The organism is Massilia pseudoviolaceinigra (assembly GCF_030846505.1).
GTDB lineage: Bacteria > Pseudomonadota > Gammaproteobacteria > Burkholderiales > Burkholderiaceae_D > Telluria_A > Telluria_A violaceinigra.
The window spans coordinates 84,087-108,738 of sequence record NZ_JAVCWL010000007.1 but is presented as its reverse complement, the minus strand read 5'-3'; the positions used below and the strand labels follow the sequence as shown (position 1 = coordinate 108,738).

The following is a 24,652-nucleotide window of genomic DNA, read 5'->3' as shown; positions in this document are numbered from 1 at the left end:
GATTAAGTTAGTTAGCGATTATATAGTGCACTACATTTTTACTCGACCGGGGCAGGCGGTAACTGTCCGCCCTGGCTTGTCAGGTGCTACGTGTTCTTGTTCAGATTACTGCGCAGTACGTCGAGCTGCTGCTTGATGCTGACGACCTGGTCCAGCTCACAACCAACGGCGCACAACAGCTGCGACGGAAACTTCTTCGCTTCTTCCCGCAAAAGACTCCCTGCTTCGGTCAGCGAAATGATCACCTGGCGTTCATCGCTGGCGGCGCGGATGCGGGTCAGCAGTTCAGTCTGTTCCATCCGCTTGAGCAGGGGAGTCAGGGTTGCCGAGTCCAGGAACAGGCGCTCGCCAATCTCCGACACCGTCAACTCGTTCTGTTCCCACAGCACCATCAACACCAGGTACTGCGAGTACGTCAGTCCGAGCTTGCGCAGCAACTTGCGGTACAGCTTGCTCATCGCCAGGGAAGTCGAGTACAGCGAGAAGCACAACTGGCCATCGAGCTGGGGGACTTCGTTATTCGGTGTTTGTTTGTCGTCCATGTGAAGCAGTATATATAGTGCGCTATCGGATAGCAAGCTATTTCTCATTTAATTTGCTGCGGCCAGGTCGAGGCTAGGCCGGGGACTTATTTCAGACGCAGCTTCAGTTCCTGCGATGCCTGCTCGAGCGCGCTGCGGGTACCTGGCAAGGTCGCCAGCGCGTTGAGCAGCCCGAAGTCGTGGATCATGCCGTTGTAGCGCACGCTCTTGACCTCCACCCCGGCCGCGTCGAGCTTGCGGGCATAAGCTTCGCCTTCATCGCGCAGCACGTCGAATTCCGCGGTCTGGATCAGCGTCGGCGGCAGGCCTTGCAGTTGCGCGCTGGTCGCTTGCAGCGGCGACGCGTAGATCTCTTTGCGGGCGCCGGCGTCCTTGGTGTAGTGGTCCCAGAACCAGACCATCAGGTCGCGGGTCAAAAAGTGACCGTCAGCAAACTGCTTGTACGACGGCGTATCGAAGTTGGCGTCGGTCACGGGCCACATCAGCACCTGGGCGCGCAGCTTGGGTGCGCCCTGATCCTTGGCCATCAGGCTGACCACCGCCGCCATGTTGCCGCCCACGCTGTTGCCGGCCACCGCCAGGCGCTTGCCGTCGACGTTGATGGCGTCGCCGTTCTCGGCCACCCAGCGGGTCGCCGCATAGGCTTGCTTGACCGCCACCCCGTAGCCCGCTTCCGGCGATGGCGTGTAGTTGACGAACACCGCCGTCGCGCCGGAACCGGCCACCAGGTCGCGCACCAGGCGCTCATGGGTCGGATAGTCGCCCAGCACCCAGCCGCCGCCGTGGAAGAACATGAAGGCCGGGATCTTGCCCTTGGCCCCAGCCGGGCGCACGATGGTCAGCTGGACCGGCTTGCCGTCGAGGGTGACGGTTTTTTGGCTCACATCGGCCGGCGCCAGCGCCACCTTGCTGCCCGCCTGCGCTCCGACCAGCACGGCGCGCGCTTCTTCCGGCGTCATCTGGTTGAGCGGCTTGCCGCCTTCGATCGCTTTCAGAAATTGCGCGGTGTTGCGTTCGACGCCGGGAAGGCTGGCCGCGTGGGCGGTCGACAGCGAGGCGGCGAGCAGGGTCAGGGCGAGGGTGGCTTTCATGATGCTTCCTTGTAGTTGGTGTCTATTAAGTAGCGAGCTATATATTGGATCGGATTACTTGGCTTGCGCGGCGTCTTCGATCAGGCGGGCAACGGCAGCCGGGTTCGAGGTCATCACGACGTGCGAAGCGCCCTTGATTTCAACGGTTTTGCGCGATTTGGCGCGTTCGGCCATGAAGCCGAGGGCGGCTGCCGGGATGTTCTTGTCGCCGGTGCCGTAGATGAAGTACGACGGCAGGTTCTTCCAGGCCGGGGCGCCGGACGCTTCGGTCAACGCCGCTTCGGCGATCGGGCGCTGGCTTACAGCCATCAGCTGGGCATCGGCTTTCGGCACATCGGCGGCGAACTGCTGGTGAAACTTGTCTTGCTGGATGTAGAAGTCCTTGCCGCCGGCGGCGATGGCAACCGGCTCGGCCAGCGCCTGGCCCAGGGTGCCGCCGGGGAAGCGGCCGGACAGTTCGAGTGCCGTTTCACCCTGGTCCGGAGCAAACGCGGCCACGTAGACCAGGCTCTTGACGTTCGGGTTGCCGTTGGCGGCAGTCGAGATCACGGCGCCGCCGTAGGAGTGACCGACCAGCACTACCGGACCCTTGACGCTCTTGACGATATCGGACACCACGGCGGCGTCGCCCTTGACGCTGCGCAGCGGATTGGCCGCGCCGATCACGCTATAGCCGTCGGCGCGCAGCTTGGCGGCCACGCCGTTCCAGCTGCCGGCGTCGGCAAAGGCGCCGTGCACCAGGATGACGGTCGGCTTGACGGTGGCGACCGAGGCTGGCGCGGCCAGTGCCGGGGTGGCTGCTGCGGCAGCGGTGATCGACAGGGCGAGGGCGATGGTGTTGATGGCTTTCATGGTGGTTCCTTTTAAGAGATTAAGTTAGTTAGCGATTATATAGGGCGCTACATTTTGCATCGACCGGTGTATTTGTTTGCCGTCCATGTGAAGAAGTATAATTAGTGCACTATCGAATAGCAAGCTATTTTTAAAATCTTTTACTTGCCGAACTTTGCTTCGCTGCCGGCACGCGCGCTGCTCCGCGCCAGCCGCCGGGCATAGTCCCCCGATACGACTTGCAGGGCGGATGGTTCGAAGCAGCCCGCGTCCCGCTTGGACAATGGCGACGACGCGAAAGTGCGATTGATGCAGATCAGTCTTGCTGGCCCTTGATCTCGAGCGCGCGGTCGTACAGGGCATTCTTCTTGCGCCCGGTAATTTGCGCCGTCAGGTTGGCGGCCTGCTTGACCGAACACTCGGCCAGCAGGATATTGAGGATGCGCTCGGCCTCGGCATCCTCGGCATCGCCCTCGGCCTGTGCGCCTTCGAGCAGCACCACGTACTCGCCCTTCTCGCGGTGCGCGTCGGCCTTGACCCAGGCCAGCGCCTCCGACAAGGGGCAGCGGTGGATTTCTTCGAACAGCTTGGTCAGCTCGCGCGCGAACACCACCTGGCGCGCCGGCTCGAACACGCCGGTCAACGCTTCCACACAATCAAGAATGCGGTGCGGCGCTTCGTAGAACACCATGGTCGCGCCGACCGTCAGCAGTTTTTGCAGGGCGGTCTCGCGCTGCTTGGCCTTGGCGGGCAAGAAGCCCACAAAATAGAACTGGTCGTTGACCAAACCGCTGGCCGACAGCGCCGTCACCGCCGCCGAGGCGCCCGGCACCGGCACCACGCGCAAGCCGGCGCTGCGCACCGCGTCGACGATGCGCGCGCCCGGGTCGGACACGCCCGGCGTGCCCGCATCCGACACCAGCGCGATGCGCTCGCCGGCCTGCAGGCGCGCGATCAGCTTGTCGGCCACTTCGCGCTCGTTGTGCTGGTGCGCGGCGATCATCGGGCGCGACAGGCCGAAGCGGGTCAGCAGGTTGCCGGTGTTGCGGGTGTCCTCGCAGGCGACCGCGTCGACCAGCGAGAGCACGTGCAAAGCGCGCACGCTGATGTCGGTGACGTTGCCGATGGGAGTAGCCACGATATACAGGGTTGCTGTAGGATAGGACTGATGCGCCGCCTCGCCGATGACGGGAAGCTGAGCGATCGGAGTGGTCTGGAATTCTGTCATTTGGGAGTGGTAATGCTGATTAAAAGTCTGAAGGGCCTGTTCGCCGTTAGCGCGCTCGCGATGCTGAGTGCCTGCAGCACGCCCTGCGACAGGCCGGGGGGATTGTGCGCGCCTATCGAGCCAAACACAAGTGTCGTACCGGCGCAGCCGCGCGCGCCCGAGATCCAGGAACCGGTCGTGCCGGAAGCCGAGGTTGAAACCATGCCGGTGGACGCGCCTCCGGGCGCCGTGGCCGCCAACCCGCGCGCGGCGGACCTGCCTGCCGCCGTGCCGGACACCAAGCCGGCTACCCGCATCGGCCTGCTGCTGCCGACCCGTTCCGATGGACTCGGTCCTCCGGCAGGCGCCTTGCGCGCCGGTTTCATGGCCGCCTACGAACGCGACCGCAGCGGATTCGTGGTCAACCTGATCGAAACCGGCGACAGCCCGCAGGAAGTGCTGGCCGCCTACACCGACGCCTTGGGGCAAAACGATATCGTGGTCGGTCCTTTGGCGCGCTCGGCGGTAAGCGCGATCGCGGCCGCCGGCGTGGGGGTGAGCAAGCCGACCCTGGCCCTGAACCATCCGGAAGGACGCGCCACCCACGCAGCCCTGCCGCACAACATGCTGGTCATGGGCCTGTCGATCGAAGACGAAGCGCGCCAGGTGGCGCAGTGGGCGGCCAGCGAGCATCCGGGCGCGCGCGCGCTGGTCGTGTCCGGCGCAAATGCCTGGCAGCGCCGCATCGCCAGTGCGTTTGCGGCCCAGTGGAAGCAGCTGGGCAACCAGTCGCAGACGGTGGAACTGGCCGCCTCGAACGGCTACCTGAGCGAATCGGGCATTTTCCAGCTGAAAAGCCGGGTCGATGCCGAAATGCCGACCTTGCTGTTCACCGCGCTCGACGCCGACCAGCTGCGCCAGGTGCGCACCTCGCTCGGCAGCAACGTGCCGGTCTACGGCACCTCGTCGGTCAATCCGGGCACGGAACCGGGCACCGCGCTGGCCGAACTGGACGGCGTGCGCCTGCTCGACCTGCCGTGGGAAGTGCAGCCCGATCATCCGGCGGTGATGGTATATCCGCGCTGGAACGCCAGCCGCCGCACGCTCGACCTCGACCGCCTGTATGCGCTGGGGATCGATGCTTTCCGCGTGGCGCGCGAAATCACCTTGCACCCAGGCGCGTCGTTCACCATGGATGGGGTGACGGGCAAGCTGTCGGTCAGCTTCGGCAACGGTCCGGCGCGTTTCGAGCGGGTCCAGCCAACCGCGGTGTATCAGGGCGGCAGCTTCAAGCCGTCTGACAGCGTGAACTGACATGTGGCCGGCCCGGCTCAGCGGCAAGCAGCGCCAGGGCCAGCTGTGGGAACAGACAGCGCTCGCCTATCTGCAGCGCCAGGGCTTGCGCCTGGTGGAAGCGAACTACCGCTGCCGGGGCGGCGAAATCGACCTGATCGTGCGCGACGGCGAGGCGCTGGTGTTCGTCGAAGTGCGCCAGCGCGCAAACAAGAGCCACGGCGGCGCGGCCGCCAGCATCACTCCCGCCAAAGTGCGGCGCATGGTGTGCGCCGCCCAGACCTATCTGCTGCGCTTTGCGCACCTGCCGCCATGCCGCTTCGACGTGGTGGCCATCGACGGCGAACAGCTCGACTGGCTGCGCGACGCCATCCAGTTGTAAGCAATTTTAATCGTACTTGGCCGGGTTCGCGGGCCGCTGCACTATAATCCCCCACTATGAATACTCAACGCATCCTCGCTCACTTCCACGAAAGCGCCGAACTCAAGATTCAGGCGGCTTCTGCCCTGGCCCAACCTATCTCGCAGGCGATCGAACTGATGTTCTTCGCCTTGTCGAATGGAAACAAGATTCTTGCCTGCGGCAATGGCGGGTCGGCTGCCGACTGCCAGCACTTCGCGGCCGAGCTGGTGGGCCGCTTCGAGCGCGAGCGCTTTCCGCTGCCGGCGCTGGCGCTGACCACCGATACCTCGATCATGACGGCGGTGGGCAACGATTACAGCTACCGCGAGATCTTCTCGAAGCAGGTGCAAGCCTTCGGCCAGGCCGGCGACGTGCTGCTGGCCATTTCCACCTCGGGCAACTCGGCCAACGTGATTGCCGCGGTCGAAGCGGCGCTGGAGCGCGAAATGCGCATCGTGGCGCTGACCGGCAAGGATGGCGGCGCGCTCGGCAAGATGCTGACCGATGCCGACGTGCATATCTGCGTGCCGCACGCGCGCACCGCGCGCATCCAGGAAGTCCATCTGGTGACCATACACTGCATTTGCGACGGCATCGATGTCGCCCTGTTCGGAGGAGATGTGAATGAATGATTCCAGTCTGCGCATGATGCGCCCGCTCGCGAAAGCGGCAGTCTGCGTCGCCTTGCTGGGCAGCCTGCAAGGCTGCGTCGGCCTGTTCGTGGGCGGGGCCGTTGCCGGCGCCGTGGCCACGGCCGACCGCCGCACGCTCGGTGCCCAGGCCGACGACAAGGCGATTGCGCTCAAGGCCGAGATGCGCTTGCCGAAAATCACCGGCGAAGATGTGCACATCAATGTCAACAGCTTCAACCGCAAAGTATTGCTGACCGGTGAAGTACGCGACGAAGCGATGAAGGCGGCGGTCGAGCGCGAAGTGAACAACGTCGATGGCGTGATGATGGTGATTAACGAACTCGAAGTCGGTTCGCCCGCCACCTACACCTCGCGTTCGAGCGATGCGCTGATCACCACCAAGGTCAAGGCTAGCCTGGTGGACATGAAGACCATTTCGGCAACCTCGTTCAAGGTCATCACCGAGCGCGGCACCGTGTTCCTGATGGGCCGCGTGACCCAGCGCGAAGGCCAGATCGGCGCCGATGTGGCGCGCGGCGTGTCGGGCGTGAAGAAAGTGGTCAAAGTGCTGGAATACATCAGCGAAGACGAGCGCAACGCGATCTCGCCGCGCTCCTCGTCGGTCCAGCTGTAGTTGTCGTTGTAAGTACTTGCACCCGCCGGGGCGCCCAGCCCTGCGCGGGCGGTCATGCGGGCAGCGTTTCGACAGCGCGGCTATAATGACTTTCCGTTCTACTCCAGCTCACCGTCATGTCCACCCAGACCCCGCCCCGTTCCTCCTGGCTCAAACCGGCGCTCATCGGCGCGGCTGTGCTGGCCATTGCCGTCGCCGGCTACGCCTCGCTGGCGCGCAGTACGCCGGCGCCGGACGTGACCTTCATCGACATCAAGGGTAACAAGATCAGCTCGCAAAACTTGCGCGGCAAGGTGTTCATGGTCAATTTCTGGGCCACGTCATGCGCCACCTGCGTCAAGGAAATGCCGCAGATGGTCGAGACCTACAACAAGTTCAAGGGCGAGGGCATGGAGTTCATTGCCGTGGCGATGAAGTACGACCCGCCCAACTACGTGCTCAGTTACGCCGAAACGCGCCAGCTGCCGTTCACGGTGGCGCTCGACAGCGCTGGCGATATTGCCAAGGCATATGGCGACGTGACCCTGACGCCGACCACGTTCGTGATCGACAAAGAAGGCAAGATCATCAAGCGCTACGTGGGCGAACCGGATTTCCAGGCGCTGCACAAGCTGCTGCAAAAGACGATCGCGGGATAAGCGGCTGCGGAACGTTCAGTCGAACAGGCGCGGACCTCAAAACCCCGCCTGCACCGACAAATACGCGCCTCTCTGGCGCTTCGGATTGAACACCGTGATATCCCCCAGCACCGCATACGCCGCCGTCACCGACACATGCTTGCTCGGGAACCAGGCCACGAACACGTCGTAATACGCCTTTTCATTGTCCACGCCCAGGTTATGCGGCTTGCGGCGGTATTCCACGCCGGCCACCATCTGGCGGTCCACCATGTACGCGGCCGACAGTTCCAGCATTGCCTTGTAGGAATCGCCCTTGTCGCCGCCGAAACCCAGCAAACCCATCTGATTAGCCTTGGTCGCGCGCACGGTGGCGTTGAGCAGCAGGCTCTGCTGAAGCAATAGCTTGGTCGCGGCCAGGTACACATCGGTGCCGCTGTCATCCTTGGCGCCCAGCTGCGCCACCTTGGTCACGCCCAGCGCCCCCAGCCCGCCCACGCCCTTGTTGCGCTTGTATAGTGCGCCGACGGCGAGCTGCGGCAAAAACACATCCTGCCCGTAGACGGCGTCGCCCGCCAGTTTCACCTTCACCCCCAGGATATCCTGCCTGATGCTGAGCCGGTCGAGCGGCGCCAGGCTGCCCTTGAAGTGCTGCTGCGCCAGCGACAATTCGACCCGGTCGGCCAGCCCGACGGCAATCCCGGCCGTGTCGAGCGTGTAATCCTGGGTCCGCACGCCGGTGTAGTGCGCGTTCGCGCCCCAGCTGTCGCGGCTGCCGTAGCCGGTGATCAGGGCCCACGGCGTCAGGCCGCCGCCGCCGGCGCCTTCGAGCTGGCTGACGCCACCCGTCGCGCTCAGCTTGCCCATGTCGGGCCGGCCCTGTCCGTACGCTCCACCCACTGCCAGATTTGCTACCAGGAACAAGCCACCGAAACGCGCCATCTGCATATGCTTTCCTTGAAAAAGCGGAACGAAGTAAGCCGTCTCTACGATACTGCGTACGCAAGCGGCGCCCGATTGGATTCAACTATTTTGCTGTATTTTGCAAATAAGTTTGTTGTATTCTGATATGCCTTTGCGATAACCTCACCGAGCTCTCCGCGGCACGCCGCGGCCATCCGAACCCACTTCCAAGGCGCGCTGTGTCCACCGACGTCAACCCGCTCGACCCGCAGCAATTGAGAAGCTGGCTCCTGGCAGCCGGCAAGCGCGATGGCGGCGCCTTCCGTTCTCTCTACGATGCAACTTCTCCGAAACTGTTTGGCTTCGCGCTGCGTATATTGCACAAGCGCGAGCTCGCTGAAGAGGTTTTACAAGAGAGCTATGTCGCGATCTGGAACAATGCCGCCAACTACCAGAGCCATCTTGCAGCGCCGATGACCTGGATGGCGACCATTGTCCGGAACAAGGCTTTCGACCACCTGCGGCGCAGCGACGTCTCGGTTGAAATCGATGCGGAACAGTTTGATAGTGAAGTCATGAATGCTCTACAGGATCCGCAAGCAACGCCGATCGAGGCCTTGCAAATGAGTGGCGATGCGAAAGCGCTGGCGTGGTGCATGTCCGCGCTGGAAGGGATGCATCGCCAGGTCGTTGCGCTGGCCTATTACCACGACCTGTCGCACAGCGAAGTGGCCGAGCAGATGAAACTACCAGTCGGAACCGTGAAAACCTGGATCAGGCGCAGTCTTGAAAAACTGCGCACCTGCCTCGCGAAACGGGAGCAAACATGAACATCCGACATAACATCGTCCTGCGCCAGAAACTGGCGGCGGAATACGTGCTGGGCACGCTCAGGGGCGGTGCGCGGCGCCGTTTCGAGGGCTGGCTGCACCAGGATGCGGACTTGCGCAACATCACCGCCCAGTGGCAGCAGCGCCTGGCCCCCATGGCCGAATTCGCCGGCGACGTGCAGCCGCCGAAAAGCGTGTGGAGCGGCATCGAACGGCGCCTGAACCTCAAGCCGAGCGCCGCTGCCGGCTGGCGCTTCTGGCTCAATGACAACCTGGCGTTCTGGCGCAGCCTGGGCATGGTCTCGACCGCGATGGCGGCCTTGCTGCTGGTGGTGGTGCTGACCAATCGTCCGGCCGATGCGCCGGTGATTTCCTATGTGGCCACGCTGAGCGACGACAAGGCGCAAACCGCCATGGTGCTCACCGCCGACCGCAAGCACCGGGCGCTCGATGCGCGGGTGGTGGGTGGCGACCAGGTTGCGGCGGACAAGAGCCTGCATCTATGGGCGGTGCCCAAGTCGGGCAAGCCGCGCTCGCTGGGCGTGCTGGCCGACAACCGGGGCAAGTTCGCCTTGCCGGATAACGCGATCAGCGATGATGTGGCGGTACTGGCGGTGACGCTGGAGCCGAAGGGCGGCTCGCCGGACCCGAACGGGCCGACCGGACCGATTGTGTATAAGGGTAATTGGGTGAGGTTGTAAGCGAGGAGACATCCCGCTACTTTCCTGGCCGTCGTTTTTGCCGGTGGCAGAAACGACGGCGCGTGCTTTAACGCGATGTCGATCGCCGGGTCCAGGTCACTTCGTCACAATCTCCTTCTGCATCGGCGCCAGCCTGGCCACCAGCCTGTTCTGCACCGCCGGCGCGATGCCGTTCTTGTCCATTGCTGCCTGCAAGTCCTCGGCCAGCGCGTTGAACTGCGCATTGGTGATGTTCAGGCCGTCATGGATCTCCTTCATGTCCTTGCCCTTGTACTTGCACGGGCCGCCGGCAAGTTCGCAGAACTGCTCTTCGAGCCGCATCGACAAGTTCTTCAGGTCGGTATCCCTGAACGATTCCTTGATGCGCGCATCGGCCATGATCATCGGTACGAAGGTGTCCACGATCTTCTTGATCCCGCTCTGGCCGCCCAGCCCCTGGTACATCGTGTCGTCGCTGGCCGGGCGGTGCGCGCAGGCGCTGGCCAGCGCCAGCGCGCCAATGTAAAAAAGCCGGGTCAGCATGTTCATGCTCGTATCCGATCATGGTTAAAAAGAAGATCAAACTTAGCCACTAATTGCGCGCGCCGCAAGGTATTGCCCGCCACCGGTGTGCCGCAAAACCACACGCTCAGTCGGCGGCAGGCGCCAGTGCCCGGTCCACCGCGGCGGTGAAGGCGTCGATGTCGATCGGTTTGGTCAGATAGGCAAAAAAGCCGGCGGCGATGCTGCGCTGGACGTCGCGCTCCATCGCATTCGCACTCAGTGCGATCACGGGAATGTGCGCCGTGCGCGGGTCGGCGCGCAACAGGCGCTGCGCCTCGTGTCCATCCATGCCGGGCAGGTTGATGTCCATCAGGATGACCTGCGGCAGATAGCTCTGCGCCAGGGCGATGCCGAGTTCGGCACTGGGTGCGGAAATGAGCGCCAGGTCGGGCCGGAAGCCGACGATTTCTTCCACCAGCAGGAGATTGGCGGGATTGTCTTCCACATACAGCAAGGTCGCCACCTTCGGATCGCTTGGCGCCGCCGCCGACGGCGCGCGCGGTGCGGCCACGGCCGGGCTGTCGCCGGGCTGGGGGCTGGTGCTCAGGTCGAGCTCGATCCAGAACACGCTGCCGATGCCGGCCGTGCTCGACACGCCCATGGTGCCGCCCATCAGCTCGACCAGCCGCTTGGTCACCACCAGCCCGATGCCGGTGCCTTCTTCGCTGCCGCCTTCCTGGCCGAGCCGGTTGAACGGCTGGAACAGGGCGCTGAGCTGGCCGGGACGCAAGCCCTTGCCGGTATCCTGCACCGAAATGCGCACCCGGGACGGGCCGATCAGGTTGGCGTTGACCACCACCACCCCTTGCTCGCGGTTGTACTTGATGGCGTTCGACAGCAGGTTCAGCATGATCTGCCTGAGCCGCGTATGGTCGGCCACCACCACCAGCGCGTCCGGCTTCGGAAACACCATGCGGATGCCGCGCTGGGCGGCGCTGTCGCCGACCATCGCCTGCGCTTCGTCAAGCAGGCGGGAGAGAATCACCGGTTCGAGCGACACGCTCAGGGAACCCGCTTCGATCTTGGCCAGGTCGAGGATTTCGTTAATCAGGGTCAGCAGGTGTTCACCGGCCGTGAGGATGTTGCGCACGAAATTGCGTTTTTGCTGGGCGGTCGAGGGCAGCGACTCGTTGGCCAGCAATTGGGTGAAGCCGAGAATGGCATTGAGCGGCGTGCGCAGCTCGTGCGACATGCTGGTCAGGAACAAGTCCTTGGCCTGGTTGGCGCGTTCGAGTTCGACCTTCTTGTCGTTCAGGGCGCGCTCGATGCGCTTGCGGTCGGTAATATCGCGGATCGCCGACGACACCAGCACCCCCTCCTCGGTTTCCAGCGGCGACAGGCTGATCTCGACCGGAAACTCGGTGCCGTCGCGGCGCAAGCCGTACAGTTCGAGTCCGGCGCCCATCGAGCGCGGGCGCTGGCCGGCCGAAAAACTGGTGCGGAAATGCGGATGCTGTTCAGCAAAGCGCTGCGGGATCAGGATCTCGACCTTCTTGCCGAGCAGCTCGGCGCGCGGATAGCCGAACAGTTTTTCGGTCTGGGAATTGACGAGTACGATTTCGCCATCGCGGTTGACGATCACGATCGCGTCCGGCGCCGATTCGAGCAGGCCGCGGAATTTCTGCTCGGCCTTCTTGCGCTCGCTGACATTGCGAATCGCGCTGATGACAAAGGCGCCGGCGTCGGTGCTGATCGGCGACAGGCTGATCTCGACCGGGAACTCGACCTGGTCCTTGCGCACGCCGTACAGCTCCAGCCCGGCGCCCATGGTACGGGTGCGCGACTGCTCGAAGTAGCGCGAGCGGTGGCCCACGTGGCCATGCTGGAAACGGGCCGGCAGCAGCACCTCGATCAGCTTGCCGTTCAGCTCCCCTGGCTCGTAACCGAACAGGCGTTCGGCCTGGGCATTGGCCAGCACGATGGTACCGGTCGGGTTGGCCATGATGATGCTGTCCGGGGTCGATTCGAGCAGGTCGCGGAACTTCGCTTCGATCAGCAGGGTGTCGCGCGCCGCCTTGGCCTGCGTCATGTCGCGCTGGCTCGACAGGATATAGGCGACCTTGCCGTGCTCGTCGTGGATGGCCTTGTCGGAAGCGTCGACGTAGATCAGCGCGCCATCCTTGCGGCGCCGCAGCGTTTCATAGTCGAACACGCCGCGCGCCGCGATCTGGTGCTCCGCCTCCCCGTCGAGCTCCGTCGTGCCGGGCAGCGCGATCAGCTCGCGCAGGTCGCGCCCCAGCGCTTCGTCGCTGCTGTAGCCGAAGATGCGTTCGGCGCCGTTGGTCCAGCGCAGCACGGTGTGGCCCGGCGTGATGACTATCACTCCGCCAGGAGCCTCGGTGAGTATGAGCTGATCGAAGTCGATGGGCATCCCGGTTTCTCTGGCTGGTGGACAGTGGCGCCGGAAGGAGGGCAACCGGCCACCCTGGCGTCAGGCCATGATGCGCTTTTTCAGGTAATTGTCAAACGGAAGTTGCTAGATTTAAAACTTCCAGTAGCAATTACGCAAATCCTTGCCGCGCTTACTTCGGATACAAAATCATCTGGGTGCAGCGGAACAGGGCGATGGTCTTGCCGTTGGCTTCATTGGTGACCACCACATCCCACACCTGGGTGGTTTTGCCGAGATGGGCCGCCTTGGCCACGCAGGCAATCGCCCCGTCGCGCGCGGTGCCCAGGTGGTTCGACTTGATTTCGATGGTGGTGAAGCTGTTCGCCCCTTGCGGCAGGTTGGCCACGCAGGCGTAGCCGGCGGCGGTGTCGGCCAGGGTGATGACGGTGCCGGCATGCAGGAAACCGTTGGGCGCGAGCAAGTGCGGCTTCACTTCCAGGCGCGCCGCGACTTCGCCGCCGCCGACCCGGGTGATTTCCACGCCCAAGTAACCGGGAAGCGTGCCGGCGCCGAAACTGTTCATCGATTCAGGGGTAAACTGCTGCTGCGTGCTCATGGCATTTCCGTTCGTGATTGAAATAAGCACGATTGTACGTTTTTCTTCCCCGCCCGGTTAACAGAGGTCCGATCTTGAAAAAACATGTTTTAACACTGCTGTGCCTGCCCGTGCTGCTGAGCATGCCGCTGACGGCCTCGGCGCAGAACGCCACGCCGGTGCGCCTGGTCGACGCGGCGCGCGCCCAGATCGGCGTGACCACCCAATACAACGGACGCTACGAGCGCATCGCCTATCCCGGCGGCGACGTGCCGCTCGAGCGCGGCGTGTGCACCGACGTGGTGATCCGCGCTTACCGCAAGGTCGGCGTGGACTTGCAGGAACTGGTGCACAAGGACATGAAGAAAGCCTGGGATGCCTATCCGCACCTGTGGCAACTCAAGCGCCCCGATCCGAATATCGACCATCGCCGCGTGCCCAACCTGGCCACCTATTTCAAGCGCCACGGCAAGGCCATGACGCCCTCGCGCGATGGCGCCGCCTACCAGGCGGGCGATATCGTCACCTGGATGCTGCCGGGTAACCTGCCGCACATCGGCATCGTGGCCGGCCAGCGCAGCGGCGCCGGAGTGCCGCTGGTGATCCACAACATCGGCAACGGCACCCAGATCGAGGACCGCCTGTTCGCCTGGCCTCTCACCGGGCATTACCGCTGGAACCCGGATGCGAAGCCGGCACTCAGCGCAGCCCGCTGACCGATCCTTCCTTCGGATAGTCGATGCGGTACTCGACCTGGAACTTGGCGGTCGCGCCGGCCGCGAGCGTCTTTTTCCAGGCGACCACACCGCGCCGCTGTTCCCAGGTGTCGGTGAACGGTTTCGGATCGAACACCGCCTCGACCTTGACTTCCTCGGCCGTGCTGACGGGCGAGGAATCGAACACCAGCAGCTCGACCGGCGTCTTGTGGCGGTTGACCAGGGTGAACACATCGGCGCGCACGCTGGTGGCGCGGCCGCCGAACATGCCCTTGCTGCCGGTCTTGCCGGCGACCGGATCGAGCGATACCTTGACCAGGTCGTCGCGCCCGAACGAGAACAGGGCCCGTTCGCCCTCCTGCAGGTTCCACTGGGTGGCGCCGATGTAGCCGCCATCGCGGAACAGCTGCATGCTGCCGGCCGGCCACACGCCTTCCGGACGGGCCGCTTCGGCCATGACGATGGCAAATTTTTCCAGGCGCGGCGTCACGCGCAGGTGCTGGGTGACCGGCAGCGCCAGGGTCGACAGCACCACCGAGGTGGCGCGTCCGTCGGCAGCCAGGGTGACCCGGCCCGGCACCTCGAATTCGGTGGCGAAGACGCCCTGCATTTCGGCGACCTCGTCCTCGCGCCTGACGGCGTTGGCGGTGATCTGCACTTTTTCCCTCTTGTCCATGGCCATCACCGGCGCTGGCGCCGGCGCATAGGCGCGCACGCTCTCGGGCGGCTGCGGTGGACGGTAGCCCAGCAGCCACGGCTGCGGTTCGCGCCCCGTGGGCGACAGGCGCGGCTGGCTGGTCGAGAGGGTCAGCTTGACGTTGCTCCAGTCTTCCCCGGTGGTTTGGGAGATCGTGGCGAGCCGTTCCAGGTCGACCCGGGAAGCGGCCGAGTCGAGGCTGGCGCGGTAGCCCGGCTTCCAGCCGGCATTGTCGCGCTGGTAGCTGACGGTCAGGGTGCCGGCCTTGGCCGCGGACAGGCGCACTACTAGGCTGCGCACATCCTTGTCATCCGACTGCAAACCCGCCAGGTCACGTTCCATGGCCTCGATTTTCTTGTCGAGTTCGCGCTGCTGCACGGCCAGCTTCTGGATCTTGATCAGCGCCTCGCTGGCGCCGCGTCCCAGGGTATCGATCACACCGGCCAGCGCCTTGCCATTGTCCGGCCCCTGGGCCTTGGCGCCCTCGGGGGCGCCGCCGTTATAGCGTTCCAGGTAAGCCTTGACGATGGTAGCGGACTTGACTTCGGCATCGAGCATGGCGCGCTGGTCCTTGAGGCGCTCGATGCTGGCTTGCAGCTGGGCTCCGGCCGGGTTGACCGCTTCGCTGCCGGCGGCCACGCGCGAGACCACGTCGGCCACGCGGATGCCGGAAGCGGCTTGCACGCGCACGGTTTCCACGTTGAAATTAGCGGGCAAGCCGTCGATGACGACTTCGGTGGCGCCGGCGGCGACCTGGGCGGTGCGCACCACGGTGGCGCTGCCGGGATACAGGGTGACGGCCGTGACCGGCGCGTTGGTGGCCATGCAGGCGGGACTGAGCAAGGCGAGAGCGGCAAGGATGGGATAACGCATGATGTGCCTTTCAAACAGGGATAAGGAAGACGGTTGGAACATGAAACGGATGGTGGTGGCAAACAGGGTTAAACCGCCCCGTGCAATGTACGAGTATCTTATTTGCAACATGATAGCTCAGCGAAACGTACGGCTTGCAACGCGTGCAAGCCTCGGTTAGGCTGTCGGCGACATTTTCATCAAGAAATAATAATTGCAGATAACTCCACAAAACGATCAAGTGCCGGGCGATCCGTTGGCCGGTGCTGCATTCACTCCCCTACAACAAGGACGTTTCATGACTGCCGTTTTTCGCCTCACCTCTCTCGTCGCTGCCGCCGTCCTGGCCGTGCAACTGACCGGCTGCGTGCAGTTCAGCATGGCCGTGCCGGCGGCTATGCGGGGCAATACCGTCAAACTGTACAATGCCAATTTTGACAAGGTCGCCGTCGGCAGCTTCACCTTCGACGCCAGCAAGAATCCCGCCCTCGACAAGAGCCACAGCATCCGCCTCGGCGTGCTGTCCGCGCCAGGCGGCTCGTTCGCGCAATACCTGGGCAACACGCTTAAAGCCGACCTGCTGGCGGCCAGCCTGCTCGACGCCAACGCCCCGACGGTCATCACCGGCACCCTGACGCTGAACGGCGTGGATGTCCCGGTCGGTACCGGCAAGGGCGTGCTGGCCGCACGCTTCGTCGTCACCCGGGCCGGCGCGGTGCGTTACGACCACGAACTCAAGGTCGAGTCGAGCTGGAATTCGCCGATCGCGGCTGCCACCGCCGTCCCGCAGGCCACGCGCGAGTACGAACTGCTGTACAGCGACCTGATCGGCGAGCTGCTCGATGACGACAAATTCCGTGCAGCCATCTCCAAGTAAGCGTGTCGCAGCGCTGCAAGAAACAGTCAAAACGCCTGCGTTCGCAGGCGTTTGCACATTCGGGCGGCGACCCGTTCGTGCGTGGCCAGCGCCCTTTTCCAGGCACCACCAGCAGGCCGGGCGCTGCGGCCGCCGTAGTTCATGCAATTGTGATAGCCTGTCGTCGACATTTTCATCAAGAAATAAAAATTGCAGCTAACTGCGCAGAACGATCAAGCGCTTTCCTGCCAGGCGCTGCGCGTTCTGTTGGCCGGTTCTGCATCCCCCCACAAACAAGGACGTTTCATGACCGCGGTTTTTCGCCTCACCTCTCTCGTCGCTGCCGCCGCCCTGGCCGTGCAACTGGCTGGCTGCGCGCAGTCCAGCATGGCCGTGCCGGCGGCTACGCGGGGCAATACCGTCAAACTGTACAATGCCAATTTCGACAAGGTCGCCGTCGGCAGCTTCACCTTCGACGCCAGCCAGAACCCCGCCCTCGACAAGCGCAACACCATCCGCGCCGCCGGTGTGCTGTACGCGCCAGGGGGCTCGTTCGCGCAACACCTGGGCAACACGCTCAAAGCCAACCTGCTGGCGGCCAGCCTGCTCGACGCCAACGCCCCGACGGTCATCACCGGCACCATGACGCTGAACCGGCTCAATGCCGCGGTCGGTTCCGGCAAGAGCGTGCTGGCCGCGCGCTTCATCGTCACCCGGGCCGGCGCGGTGCGTTACGACCAGGAACTCAAGGTCGAGTCGCGCTGGAATACATCGATCGGGGCTGAGTCCTTAGTCCAGCAGGCCAAGCGCGAGTATGAACTGCTGTTCAGCGACCTGGTCGGCGAGCTGCTCGATGACGACAAATTCCGCGTAGCCATCTCCAAGTAAACGTGTCACAGCGCCGTAAGAAGTCGTCAAAACGCCTGCGTCCGCAGGCGTTTCCGCATTCAGGCAACACCACGTTCGTGCGCGGCCAGCGCCCTTTCCCAGTACGGTGGCGTGCTCACATGGTCGCGCAGGTAAGCGATGAACAGTTGCGCCTTGACCGGATGCGAGCGCCCCGGCAAGCGCACCGCGTGGATGCCGTCGGTCACCCTTTCCTCCCCCTGGCTCGCCGGGCCGAACAGCGGCACCAGCTGCCCGGCGACCAGCGCTTCGCTGGCCAGCCAGCTCGGCAGATGGGCCACGCCGGCGCCGCCGATGGCCGCGTCGAGCATGAAGTCGACATCGTCGCTGCGCAGGGAGCCGCTCACCGGCAAGGGTTTGTTGCGGTTGATGCCATCGAAGCACCACCAGCAGGCCAGCGCGCTGCGGCTGACGTAGCTCATGCAATTGTGATCGAGCAAGTCCAGCGGCGTGGCCGGCGTCCCGCGCCGTGCCAGGTAGGTGGGGCTGGCGCAGGCGATGCGCCGCCGTGGCGCCAGGTACGTCGCCAGCAGATCGCTGTCGGGCAGGGGGCCGAGGCGGATCGCCACATCGACGCGCTGGGCCGACAGGTCGACCACGTCGTCGTTCAGTTGCAGCTCCAGTTCCATCAGCGGATAGCGGTGCAGGAACTCGCCCACGGCCGGGGCGATATGGCGCCGTCCGAAGGCGCGCGGGGCGGTGACGGTGAGCACGCCGCGCGGCTCGGGATCGACCGCGGTGACGGCCGCCTTCGCTTCAGCCAGCTCGGCCACCAGATGGCGCGCGCGTGGCAGGAAGCGCTCGCCGGCATCGGTGAGCAGCACCAGGCGCGAACTGCGCACGAACAGCCGGGCGCCGACGTCTTCTTCCAGCCAGTCGATCCGGCGCGACACCGACGAGACCGCCAGCTGCAGGGCCTTTGCGGCGCGCGACAGATTGCCGGTGTCGACCACGGTCAGGAAACAGTGCAGGGCGTCGAACATGGGCAGGGCTCCGGTGGGTTTGCGCGCAACGCAAAGAGAGTTTGCACATTGCCATATTGTTCCGCGTTGTGCAACGCTGCATACTGCTGCTTAGCATTTTCCCATCACCTGACCCGAAAGACGCCATGACCACACTCTTCCGCACCCCGCGCACCCTGATCCTGGCGGCCGCCCTTGGCGTTGCCGCCTTCGCCGCCAGCCCTGTCCACGCCGCCGCGCCGATGGCCAAGGTATCGGCGCCAGGCTACTTCCGCATGATGCTGGGCGAGTTCGAAGTGACCGCGCTGTCCGACGGCACGACCGAGCTGCCGGTCAACAAACTGCTCAAGACCGCACCGGCCAAGGTCGACAAGGCGCTGGCGAAAGTGTTCCTGGCCAGCCCGGTCGAAACCTCGTTCAACGCTTACCTGATCAATACCGGCAGCAAGCTGGTGCTGGTCGACAGCGGCGCGGGCGGCCTGTTCGGCCCGAACCTGGGCAAGCTGGTGGCGAACCTGAAGGCGTCGGGCTACCAGCCGGAGCAGGTCGATGAAATCTACATCACCCACTTGCATCCGGACCACGTGGGCGGCATCGCGAAAGACGGCGCGGCAGCGTTCGCCAACGCCGTGGTGCGGGCCGACAAACGCGATGCCGACTTCTGGCTGAGCCAGGCCAACATGGAGAAAGCGCCGGCAGAGAGCAAGGGTTTCTTCCAGGGTGCGGTCGCCTCGCTCAAGCCCTACATCGATGCCAAGCGCTTCCAGCCGTTCGAAGGCGACACGCAACTGGTGCCGGGCGTGAAATCGACTTCCACCTACGGCCACACGGCCGGCCACACCAGTTATGTGGTGGAGAGCGGCGGCCAGAAGCTGATGCTGGTCGGCGACCTGATCCACGTGGGCGCGGTGCAGTTCGACGATCCGACGGTCACGATTGCCTTCGATTCGGACGAGAAAGCCGCCCTGGCCCAGCGCCTGAAAACCTTCAGCGCCGCCGCCAAGGACGGCACCTGGGTGGGCGCGTCGCACCTGCAGTTCCCGGGGATCGGTCACGTGCGCAGCGCCGGTAAATCGTATCAGTGGGTGCCGGTCAATTACACGCAGGTGCGCTAAGAAAGGAGCGCGGCGTAGGCGGGCCGGGTTGCGCCGGCCTAGACACCGATGATGTCGCGCAATGACGACGGCATTGCACCGCCAGTCCAGGTACCGGAAGTTATTTCGAGCGTACTTGCTGCGGACCAGGCAAACTCGCCGTCCGCGTCAAAATCGATGCTCGCGTACGCGTCGGCGCGGCGCCAGAATGCCGCAACTGTTCCATCGTTTAGCAGCATGAGTGCGGGCGCGGGTACACCGGCCAACATCAGCATGATCAATCCGCGTTGCGCGGCCTCAATCTGGGCAGCATCAGGCGCGGCCACGGGAGTTGCCGACCAATTGGCCGGCATTGCCCGTAAGTGCTCGATGGCATTGCACAGTGGGTAGACCGGTGAGGTTTGCAAAATATAGAGGCCAAAAACTGGCCAGAAAACTTCGTCAGGATATTGGACCTGATGCCTGGTTAATAGTTCATTCCTTTTTTTTGACGTCGCAACGTCGCGCGCTGCTTGCTGAAGGAAGAGCAAGCATGTACAGCCGCAGATATGGCCTCGGAGCGCCATCCGGCGCAAACCGGGGGCAGCAACTTTGGAGAATCAGTCGGCACTCCCGGCTTTTTTCACAAGTTCAAATTCGTGCGCATGCAAATACAGGCCACTACACGCCCATTGCCCCGGCCCCTCTTCCCACCAGTTGGTAACGCTGGCTTTATCTTCCTCCGGGAAATCCTCGATGGGGTACTCGCTGTTCAACATCGCCAGCGTATGCGGCAGCTCATCGACGGGAAGCATATCGAGAAGGCCCTGATAGATTTCAAGAACGCGCACAATATCGCCAATCGCAACCTCATTACCATGCAGGTCTTTCATTGTGTCCTTTCCGCAGCCAGCGCGGCCACAAAGTTGTTGATCGTCGTTGCCGCTTGGCCGGGAACGCTTTGCAGCAGCAGATGCGGCCCCCGCAGCTGCACCAGGCGCCAGTCCCGGCATAGCGATGCCAGCAGGCGTGCGGCGGCGGCTGGAACGATCCAGTCGCGTGCCGCTTGCAAGTACAGCACCGGAACGTCGATGGAGCGTGCGCGCGCGGTGTAATCGACCGCCATCACTTCCTTCAAACGCAGGCGCAGGCGCGCTGGCGGCACCTGGTCGAGTGCCGCGCGCAGGGCCCGGCGCAGCGCCAGGGGCGCGCCAAAGCCGAGCAGGAAGGGTGCGATCAGGGGAGTCAGAGTGGCTGACATGGGCAGCACGCCGACCAGTATTCTCAACGGTGCCAGCAGCGGGCGCGGAGTGCGCGCAAAGGTGCAGCACAGCACCAGCCCGATCAGTCCCGGAGGCTGGGAGGCTGCCAGCGCAATGGCGACCGGCCCGGAAAACGACTCGCCGACCAATACGAAATGACGGTCCACCGGCAACTGCGCGCGCGCATGCTCGGTCAGCCCGGCGTAACCGAGCGCCAGCGCGGGAGGATAGGAAACGACAATGGCTTCAAACTGGTCCCCGAGCGCGGCAATGAAGCCGGCGAACAGGTCGCCGCTTCCGTCCATTCCCGGAAGCAGCACCAACGTCACCACTGGCCGAACTTACGCGCTGATCGCCACGCCCGCGTTATGGGCCTGTTCATCCGCATGGTACGAGCTGCGCACCATGGCGCCCACGGCCGCGTGCACGAAGCCCATCTTGTAGGCTTCTTCCTCGAACATCTTGAACACGTCCGGGTGCACATAGCGGCGCACCGGCAAATGGTCGCCCGACGGCGACAGGTACTGGCCGATGGTCAGCATGTCGACGTTGTGGCTGCGCAGGTCGCGCATCACTTGCAGGATTTCCTCGTCGGTTTCGCCCAGGCCAACCATGATGCCGGACTTGGTCACCGCGTTCGGATACAGCGCCTTGAAGTCGCGCAGCAATTCCAGCGAATGCGTGTAGTCGGAACCGGGACGGGCTTCCTTGTACAGGCGCGGCACGGTTTCGAGGTTGTGGTTCATCACGTCCGGCAAGCCGTCGGCGAAGATCGCCAGCGCCTTGGCCAGGCGGCCGCGGAAGTCGGGCACCAGCACTTCGATGCGGGTATTCGGCGAGAGCGCGCGCGTTTGCTTGATGCACTCGACAAAGTGGCCGGCGCCGCCGTCGCGCAGGTCGTCGCGGTCGACCGAGGTGATCACCACGTACGACAGGCGCAGTTCGGCGATGGTCTTGGACAGGTTGTGCGGCTCGTTCACGTCGAGCGGGTCGGGACGGCCGTGGCCGACGTCGCAGAACGGACAGCGGCGCGTGCACTTGTCGCCCATGATCATGAAGGTCGCCGTGCCCTTGCCGAAGCATTCGCCGATGTTCGGGCAGCTCGCTTCTTCGCACACGGTCACCAGGTTGTTGGCGCGCAGGATGTCCTTGATTTCGTAGAAACGCGACGACGCCGAAGCGGCCTTGACGCGGATCCAGTCCGGCTTTTTCAGGCGCTCGACTTGTCCGATCGGCACGATCTTGATCGGAATGCGCGAGGTCTTGCTGGCGCCTTTTTGCTTGTCGCTGGCGTTGTAGACTGGGGCGATGCTGGTATCGGTGTCAGAAGTCATTTGGCTGCTTGCCCATGGGGCTCGGTGGTGTTGTTCGATGCGTTGTTATGCGATTCGTTGTGCGGTGCGCCGCCCGAGCCGAGCTGCTGCACCAGTTCGCGCGCCAGGGCTTGCTGCACGTCGGCCAGCGCGGCCTCGGCGCCCATGCTGCGCATGTCCACCGTTTCCAGGCCCGCATAGCCGCACGGGTTAATCCAGGAAAACGGCGCCAGGTCCATCGCCACATTGAGCGACACGCCATGGTAGGTGCAGCCGTTGCCGCGCACCTTGAGGCCGAGCGCGGCGATCTTGGCGCCCTTGCGCGGCCCGCCGGCGATATAAATGCCGGGCGCGCCGGCGATGCGCTCGCCGAGCAGATTATACGCTCCCAGCACATTGATGATCGCCTGCTCGATTTTTTCGACGAATTGTCGAGCGTACAACTTGCCGCCCGGCTTGTTGCGGCGCAGGTCCATCAGCAGGTAGATCACCACCTGGCCGGGGCCGTGGAAAGTCACTTCGCCGCCGCGGTCGGTCTGCACCACGGGAACGCCATGGGCCGGGGTGTCGGCACCGGCCAGCAGGTGGGCGCGGTCGGCGCCCAGGCCCAGCGTAAAGACGGGCGGATGCTCGACGATCCACAGTTCGTCGGTGGTGTCGGGGTCGCGCGCGTCGGTAAAGGCGCGCATGGCGGCAAACACCGGCTCGTAGTCGGCACGGCCGAGGTCGCGGATGATCGCCTGCGCAGGGCGGATGGGGAGCATGGGTCGTCGATCGGGGATAAAGGGAGCCCTGCCATTATAAGCGAGTGCTCACCCGGCTGCTGGCCAGCGGCCGCATTAGCATAGTTGAAATGAACACAAAATGGCCGGCCACCAGCCGCATTAGCATAGTTGAAATGCTTCGTTGCCGCGCCAAACGCACGCCGATAAGCTGGGTGCTCGATCATCACCCGCTCACCGCCATGGCCGCCGTCCTCGACACCCGTTTCGACATCGCCCCATTCGACGCTCCGCTGGGCGCGGCCATCACCGGCCTCGACCTGTCGGTTCCGCTGAGCCAGGAAGATTTCGCCCTGATCCACCGCGCCCACCTCGACCACCATGTGCTGGTGTTTCGCGACCAGCACATCACGCCGGCCCAGCAGGTGGCCTTCAGCCGCCGCTTCGGCCCGCTGCAAATCCATGTACTGCGCCAATTCCAGCTGCCCACCCAGCCGGAAGTGCTGATTATTTCCAACGTCAAGGAAAACGGCCAGCCGCTCGGCCTGGGCGACGCCGGCCATTTCTGGCATTCGGACCTGTCGTACAAGACCGTGCCCAGCCTGGGCTCGATGCTGCACGCGCAGGAGTTGCCGCAAGACGGAGGCGATACCCTGTTCGCCAACCAGCACCTGGCCTGGGACCAGCTGCCCGGCTACCTGCGGCGCGCCATCGACGGGCGCAGCGCCGAACACAGCTACCTGGCCAAATATGCCGAACTGCAAAAGCGCAGCCCGTGGCGCCCCGACCTGACCCGCGCCCAGATCGACGAAGTGCGGCCGGCGGTGCATCCGGTCGTGCGCACCCATCCGGAAACCGGGCGCCGCGCCCTGTTCGTCAGCGAGCATTTCACCACCCGCGTGATCGGCCTGCCCGACAGCGACAGCCGCGCTTTGCTCGACGAGCTGTTTGCGTTCAGCACCCGGCCCGCATTCATTTACCGCCACCAGTGGCAGGCGCGCGACATGGTGTTCTGGGATAACCGCTCGGTCATGCACCTGGCCGCCGGTTGCCCGGAGCACCAGCGCCGCCTGCTGTACCGCTCCACCATCGAAGGCAATGCGCCGTTCTGACCCACGCCAAAGGAAACCACCATGAAGCTATTGAACAAGGCCGCATGCGCCCTCGCTTGCGCCGCCGCGCTGGCCTGCAACCCGGCCCGGGCCGAAGGGCGCATCCGCATCGCCGAGCAGTTCGGCATCGTGTACCTGCTGCTGAACGTGGCGCAGGACCAGAAGCTGATCGAAAAGCATGGCCGCAAGCAGGGCGTGGAAATCGATGTCGACTGGGTCAAGCTGTCGGGCGGGGCAGCGATCAACGATGCGCTGCTGTCGGGCTCGATCGATATCGCCAGCGCCGGCATCGGCCCCCTGCTGACCGTATGGGACCGCACCGCCGGCAAGCAGAACGTCAAGGGCGTGGCGTCGCTGGGCAATTTTCCGTATTACCTGATCAGCACCAATCCGAACGTCAAGACCATCGCCGACCTGAGCGAGAAGGACCGCATCGCGCTGCCGGCGGTCACGGTGTCGGTGCAGGCGCGGATTTTGCAGATGGCGGCGGCGAAACAGTGGGGCACGGCCGAGTTCAAGAAGCTCGACCGCCTCACGCAGACCCTGCCGCATCCGGACGCGGCCGCCGCCATCATTGCCGGCCAGACCGAGATCAACGCCCATTTCGCCACCCCGCCTTACCAGGAGCAGGAACTGGCGGCCAATCCCAAGGCCCACATCGTGCTCGACTCCTACGAGGTGCTGGGCGGCCCGGGTTCGTCGACGGTGCTGTACGCCACCGAGAAATATTTGAAGGACAATCCGAAAACGTACCGCGCTTTTGTCGATGCGCTGGCCGAGGCCGCGCAGTTCATCAGCGCCAGCCCGGAAGCGGCGGCCGACGCCTATTTGCCCGTGAACAAGAGCAGCACCGACCGCGCCCTGCTGCTCAAGGTCATCAAAAATCCGAAAGTGCAGTTCCAGGTGGCGCCGCAAAACACCTTCGGCCTGGCGCAGTTCCTGTTCCAGGCCGGGGCGCTGAAAAAGCAGCCGGCCAGCTGGCGCGATTACTTTTTCCAGAGCCCGGCCGTGGCCTCGGGGAGTTGAC

28 protein-coding genes are annotated in these 24,652 nt (G+C 64.2%); 13 read left to right on the top strand and 15 right to left on the bottom strand.

The window, feature by feature from the left end:
- Positions 1-86: 86 nt before the first annotated feature.
- The 4 genes from RBA40_RS08880 to rsmI form a co-directional block, all read right to left on the bottom strand.
- On the bottom strand, positions 87-542 hold the full coding sequence (locus RBA40_RS08880; RefSeq protein ID WP_306647578.1) for a MarR family winged helix-turn-helix transcriptional regulator: 456 nt from the start codon (positions 540-542) through the stop codon (positions 87-89).
- A gap of 86 nt (positions 543-628) precedes the next feature.
- On the bottom strand, positions 629-1,633 hold the full coding sequence (locus RBA40_RS08875; RefSeq protein ID WP_306647577.1) for an alpha/beta hydrolase: 1,005 nt from the start codon (positions 1,631-1,633) through the stop codon (positions 629-631).
- 54 nt (positions 1,634-1,687) lie between these two features.
- On the bottom strand, positions 1,688-2,485 hold the full coding sequence (locus RBA40_RS08870) for an alpha/beta fold hydrolase (RefSeq protein ID WP_306647576.1): 798 nt from the start codon (positions 2,483-2,485) through the stop codon (positions 1,688-1,690).
- Between the two features lie 295 nt (positions 2,486-2,780).
- On the bottom strand, positions 2,781-3,692 hold the full coding sequence (gene rsmI / locus RBA40_RS08865; protein WP_306647575.1) for a 16S rRNA (cytidine(1402)-2'-O)-methyltransferase: 912 nt from the start codon (positions 3,690-3,692) through the stop codon (positions 2,781-2,783).
- 12 nt (positions 3,693-3,704) lie between these two features.
- Here rsmI and RBA40_RS08860 point away from each other — a divergent pair, with 12 nt between their 5' ends.
- From RBA40_RS08860 to RBA40_RS08840, 5 genes are all read left to right on the top strand, one after another.
- Positions 3,705-4,985: a penicillin-binding protein activator gene (locus tag RBA40_RS08860; RefSeq protein WP_306647574.1), complete on the top strand. Its 1,281-nt coding sequence runs from the start codon at positions 3,705-3,707 to the stop codon at positions 4,983-4,985.
- A 1-nt stretch (position 4,986) separates the two neighbouring features.
- Complete coding sequence (locus RBA40_RS08855) at positions 4,987-5,346, top strand: YraN family protein (RefSeq protein ID WP_306647573.1); 360 nt, start codon at positions 4,987-4,989, stop codon at positions 5,344-5,346.
- 56 nt (positions 5,347-5,402) lie between these two features.
- Positions 5,403-5,999, top strand: a complete 597-nt coding sequence (locus RBA40_RS08850; RefSeq protein ID WP_054265336.1) for a phosphoheptose isomerase — start codon at positions 5,403-5,405, stop codon at positions 5,997-5,999.
- Positions 5,992-6,633, top strand: a complete 642-nt coding sequence (locus RBA40_RS08845) for a BON domain-containing protein (RefSeq protein WP_099873123.1) — start codon at positions 5,992-5,994, stop codon at positions 6,631-6,633. The genes RBA40_RS08850 and RBA40_RS08845 overlap by 8 nt, the downstream gene beginning before the upstream one ends.
- Before the next feature lie 116 nt (positions 6,634-6,749).
- Positions 6,750-7,271, top strand: a complete 522-nt coding sequence (locus RBA40_RS08840; protein ID WP_306647572.1) for a TlpA family protein disulfide reductase — start codon at positions 6,750-6,752, stop codon at positions 7,269-7,271.
- A 36-nt stretch (positions 7,272-7,307) separates the two neighbouring features.
- Here the strand turns inward: RBA40_RS08840 and RBA40_RS08835 are convergent, their stop codons facing one another.
- Entirely contained in the window at positions 7,308-8,192 is an 885-nt protein-coding gene (locus tag RBA40_RS08835) for a DUF3034 family protein (RefSeq protein WP_374710471.1), read from the bottom strand.
- Positions 8,193-8,392: 200 nt separating this feature from the next.
- Here RBA40_RS08835 and RBA40_RS08830 point away from each other — a divergent pair, with 200 nt between their 5' ends.
- Complete coding sequence (locus tag RBA40_RS08830; protein ID WP_306647571.1) at positions 8,393-8,983, top strand: sigma-70 family RNA polymerase sigma factor; 591 nt, start codon at positions 8,393-8,395, stop codon at positions 8,981-8,983.
- Positions 8,980-9,684, top strand: coding sequence for an anti-sigma factor (locus RBA40_RS08825; protein ID WP_306647570.1), 705 nt, complete (start codon positions 8,980-8,982; stop codon positions 9,682-9,684). The genes RBA40_RS08830 and RBA40_RS08825 overlap by 4 nt, the downstream gene beginning before the upstream one ends.
- Before the next feature lie 96 nt (positions 9,685-9,780).
- On the opposite strand, the gene RBA40_RS08820 is transcribed toward RBA40_RS08825, so the two are convergent.
- The 3 genes from RBA40_RS08820 to RBA40_RS08810 form a co-directional block, all read right to left on the bottom strand.
- Positions 9,781-10,212 carry a group I truncated hemoglobin gene (locus RBA40_RS08820; RefSeq protein ID WP_306647569.1) on the bottom strand — a complete coding sequence of 144 codons (432 nt, stop codon included), beginning with the start codon at positions 10,210-10,212 and terminating at the stop codon, positions 9,781-9,783.
- 100 nt (positions 10,213-10,312) lie between these two features.
- On the bottom strand, positions 10,313-12,598 hold the full coding sequence (locus tag RBA40_RS08815) for a PAS domain S-box protein (protein ID WP_306647568.1): 2,286 nt from the start codon (positions 12,596-12,598) through the stop codon (positions 10,313-10,315).
- Between the two features lie 151 nt (positions 12,599-12,749).
- Positions 12,750-13,175 carry a PaaI family thioesterase gene (locus tag RBA40_RS08810; RefSeq protein WP_099873137.1) on the bottom strand — a complete coding sequence of 142 codons (426 nt, stop codon included), beginning with the start codon at positions 13,173-13,175 and terminating at the stop codon, positions 12,750-12,752.
- 74 nt (positions 13,176-13,249) lie between these two features.
- On the opposite strand from RBA40_RS08810, the gene RBA40_RS08805 reads away from it, so the two are divergent.
- A complete protein-coding gene (locus RBA40_RS08805; RefSeq protein ID WP_306647567.1) occupies positions 13,250-13,870 on the top strand; it encodes a DUF1287 domain-containing protein in 621 nt (206 codons plus the stop codon).
- Here the strand turns inward: RBA40_RS08805 and RBA40_RS08800 are convergent.
- Positions 13,854-15,440, bottom strand: a complete 1,587-nt coding sequence (locus tag RBA40_RS08800; protein WP_306647566.1) for a mucoidy inhibitor MuiA family protein — start codon at positions 15,438-15,440, stop codon at positions 13,854-13,856. The two genes, RBA40_RS08805 and RBA40_RS08800, sit on opposite strands and share 17 nt — an antisense overlap.
- A gap of 277 nt (positions 15,441-15,717) precedes the next feature.
- Here RBA40_RS08800 and RBA40_RS08795 point away from each other — a divergent pair, with 277 nt between their 5' ends.
- Together RBA40_RS08795 and RBA40_RS08790 are read left to right on the top strand one after the other, a co-directional pair.
- Positions 15,718-16,296, top strand: coding sequence for a hypothetical protein (locus RBA40_RS08795; protein WP_306647565.1), 579 nt, complete (start codon positions 15,718-15,720; stop codon positions 16,294-16,296).
- 285 nt (positions 16,297-16,581) lie between these two features.
- Positions 16,582-17,163 carry a hypothetical protein gene (locus RBA40_RS08790; RefSeq protein WP_306647564.1) on the top strand — a complete coding sequence of 194 codons (582 nt, stop codon included), beginning with the start codon at positions 16,582-16,584 and terminating at the stop codon, positions 17,161-17,163.
- A gap of 59 nt (positions 17,164-17,222) precedes the next feature.
- Here RBA40_RS08790 and RBA40_RS08785 read toward each other — a convergent pair whose 3' ends face one another.
- Positions 17,223-18,164: a LysR family transcriptional regulator gene (locus tag RBA40_RS08785; RefSeq protein WP_306647563.1), complete on the bottom strand. Its 942-nt coding sequence runs from the start codon at positions 18,162-18,164 to the stop codon at positions 17,223-17,225.
- 125 nt (positions 18,165-18,289) lie between these two features.
- On the opposite strand from RBA40_RS08785, the gene RBA40_RS08780 reads away from it, so the two are divergent.
- Positions 18,290-19,258: an MBL fold metallo-hydrolase gene (locus tag RBA40_RS08780; RefSeq protein ID WP_306647562.1), complete on the top strand. Its 969-nt coding sequence runs from the start codon at positions 18,290-18,292 to the stop codon at positions 19,256-19,258.
- A gap of 38 nt (positions 19,259-19,296) precedes the next feature.
- Here the strand turns inward: RBA40_RS08780 and RBA40_RS08775 are convergent, their stop codons facing one another.
- The 5 genes from RBA40_RS08775 to lipB all read right to left on the bottom strand — a co-directional run bounded on the left by RBA40_RS08775 (position 19,297) and on the right by lipB (position 22,555).
- A complete protein-coding gene (locus RBA40_RS08775; protein WP_306647561.1) occupies positions 19,297-19,767 on the bottom strand; it encodes a hypothetical protein in 471 nt (156 codons plus the stop codon).
- Positions 19,768-19,836: 69 nt separating this feature from the next.
- On the bottom strand, positions 19,837-20,109 hold the full coding sequence (locus RBA40_RS08770; RefSeq protein WP_306647560.1) for a hypothetical protein: 273 nt from the start codon (positions 20,107-20,109) through the stop codon (positions 19,837-19,839).
- Positions 20,106-20,798: an alpha/beta fold hydrolase gene (locus tag RBA40_RS08765; protein WP_306647559.1), complete on the bottom strand. Its 693-nt coding sequence runs from the start codon at positions 20,796-20,798 to the stop codon at positions 20,106-20,108. The genes RBA40_RS08770 and RBA40_RS08765 overlap by 4 nt, the downstream gene beginning before the upstream one ends.
- Positions 20,799-20,819: 21 nt before the next feature.
- Complete coding sequence (lipA, locus tag RBA40_RS08760) at positions 20,820-21,812, bottom strand: lipoyl synthase (RefSeq protein WP_099873150.1); 993 nt, start codon at positions 21,810-21,812, stop codon at positions 20,820-20,822.
- Positions 21,809-22,555, bottom strand: coding sequence for a lipoyl(octanoyl) transferase LipB (gene lipB, locus RBA40_RS08755; protein WP_306647558.1), 747 nt, complete (start codon positions 22,553-22,555; stop codon positions 21,809-21,811). Before lipB ends, lipA begins: the two co-directional genes overlap by 4 nt.
- Positions 22,556-22,755: 200 nt before the next feature.
- Here lipB and RBA40_RS08750 point away from each other — a divergent pair, with 200 nt between their 5' ends.
- Complete coding sequence (locus tag RBA40_RS08750) at positions 22,756-23,625, top strand: TauD/TfdA dioxygenase family protein (protein ID WP_306647671.1); 870 nt, start codon at positions 22,756-22,758, stop codon at positions 23,623-23,625.
- Positions 23,626-23,646: 21 nt separating this feature from the next.
- Positions 23,647-24,651: an ABC transporter substrate-binding protein gene (locus tag RBA40_RS08745; RefSeq protein ID WP_306647557.1), complete on the top strand. Its 1,005-nt coding sequence runs from the start codon at positions 23,647-23,649 to the stop codon at positions 24,649-24,651.
- Position 24,652 lies beyond the last annotated feature (1 nt).

Bases quoted from the DNA above. Each gene is read 5' to 3' on its own strand.
- RBA40_RS08855 (WP_306647573.1), top strand. From the start codon at position 4,987: ATGTGGCCGGCCCGGCTCAGCGGCAAGCAGCGCCAGGGCCAGCTGTGG.
- RBA40_RS08815 (WP_306647568.1), bottom strand. From the start codon at position 12,598: ATGCCCATCGACTTCGATCAGCTCATACTCACCGAGGCTCCTGGCGGA.
- RBA40_RS08850 (WP_054265336.1), top strand. From the start codon at position 5,403: ATGAATACTCAACGCATCCTCGCTCACTTCCACGAAAGCGCCGAACTC.
- RBA40_RS08875 (WP_306647577.1), bottom strand. From the start codon at position 1,633: ATGAAAGCCACCCTCGCCCTGACCCTGCTCGCCGCCTCGCTGTCGACC.
- RBA40_RS08750 (WP_306647671.1), top strand. From the start codon at position 22,756: ATGGCCGCCGTCCTCGACACCCGTTTCGACATCGCCCCATTCGACGCT.
- RBA40_RS08810 (WP_099873137.1), bottom strand. From the start codon at position 13,175: ATGAGCACGCAGCAGCAGTTTACCCCTGAATCGATGAACAGTTTCGGC.
- rsmI (WP_306647575.1), bottom strand. From the start codon at position 3,692: ATGACAGAATTCCAGACCACTCCGATCGCTCAGCTTCCCGTCATCGGC.
- RBA40_RS08800 (WP_306647566.1), bottom strand. From the start codon at position 15,440: ATGCGTTATCCCATCCTTGCCGCTCTCGCCTTGCTCAGTCCCGCCTGC.
- RBA40_RS08880 (WP_306647578.1), bottom strand. From the start codon at position 542: ATGGACGACAAACAAACACCGAATAACGAAGTCCCCCAGCTCGATGGC.
- RBA40_RS08845 (WP_099873123.1), top strand. From the start codon at position 5,992: ATGAATGATTCCAGTCTGCGCATGATGCGCCCGCTCGCGAAAGCGGCA.
- RBA40_RS08780 (WP_306647562.1), top strand. From the start codon at position 18,290: ATGACCACACTCTTCCGCACCCCGCGCACCCTGATCCTGGCGGCCGCC.
- RBA40_RS08860 (WP_306647574.1), top strand. From the start codon at position 3,705: ATGCTGATTAAAAGTCTGAAGGGCCTGTTCGCCGTTAGCGCGCTCGCG.
- RBA40_RS08835 (WP_374710471.1), bottom strand. From the start codon at position 8,192: ATGGCGCGTTTCGGTGGCTTGTTCCTGGTAGCAAATCTGGCAGTGGGT.
- RBA40_RS08820 (WP_306647569.1), bottom strand. From the start codon at position 10,212: ATGAACATGCTGACCCGGCTTTTTTACATTGGCGCGCTGGCGCTGGCC.
- RBA40_RS08745 (WP_306647557.1), top strand. From the start codon at position 23,647: ATGAAGCTATTGAACAAGGCCGCATGCGCCCTCGCTTGCGCCGCCGCG.
- RBA40_RS08795 (WP_306647565.1), top strand. From the start codon at position 15,718: ATGACTGCCGTTTTTCGCCTCACCTCTCTCGTCGCTGCCGCCGTCCTG.
- lipA (WP_099873150.1), bottom strand. From the start codon at position 21,812: ATGACTTCTGACACCGATACCAGCATCGCCCCAGTCTACAACGCCAGC.
- lipB (WP_306647558.1), bottom strand. From the start codon at position 22,555: ATGCTCCCCATCCGCCCTGCGCAGGCGATCATCCGCGACCTCGGCCGT.
- RBA40_RS08840 (WP_306647572.1), top strand. From the start codon at position 6,750: ATGTCCACCCAGACCCCGCCCCGTTCCTCCTGGCTCAAACCGGCGCTC.
- RBA40_RS08770 (WP_306647560.1), bottom strand. From the start codon at position 20,109: ATGAAAGACCTGCATGGTAATGAGGTTGCGATTGGCGATATTGTGCGC.
- RBA40_RS08870 (WP_306647576.1), bottom strand. From the start codon at position 2,485: ATGAAAGCCATCAACACCATCGCCCTCGCCCTGTCGATCACCGCTGCC.
- RBA40_RS08825 (WP_306647570.1), top strand. From the start codon at position 8,980: ATGAACATCCGACATAACATCGTCCTGCGCCAGAAACTGGCGGCGGAA.
- RBA40_RS08790 (WP_306647564.1), top strand. From the start codon at position 16,582: ATGACCGCGGTTTTTCGCCTCACCTCTCTCGTCGCTGCCGCCGCCCTG.
- RBA40_RS08785 (WP_306647563.1), bottom strand. From the start codon at position 18,164: ATGTTCGACGCCCTGCACTGTTTCCTGACCGTGGTCGACACCGGCAAT.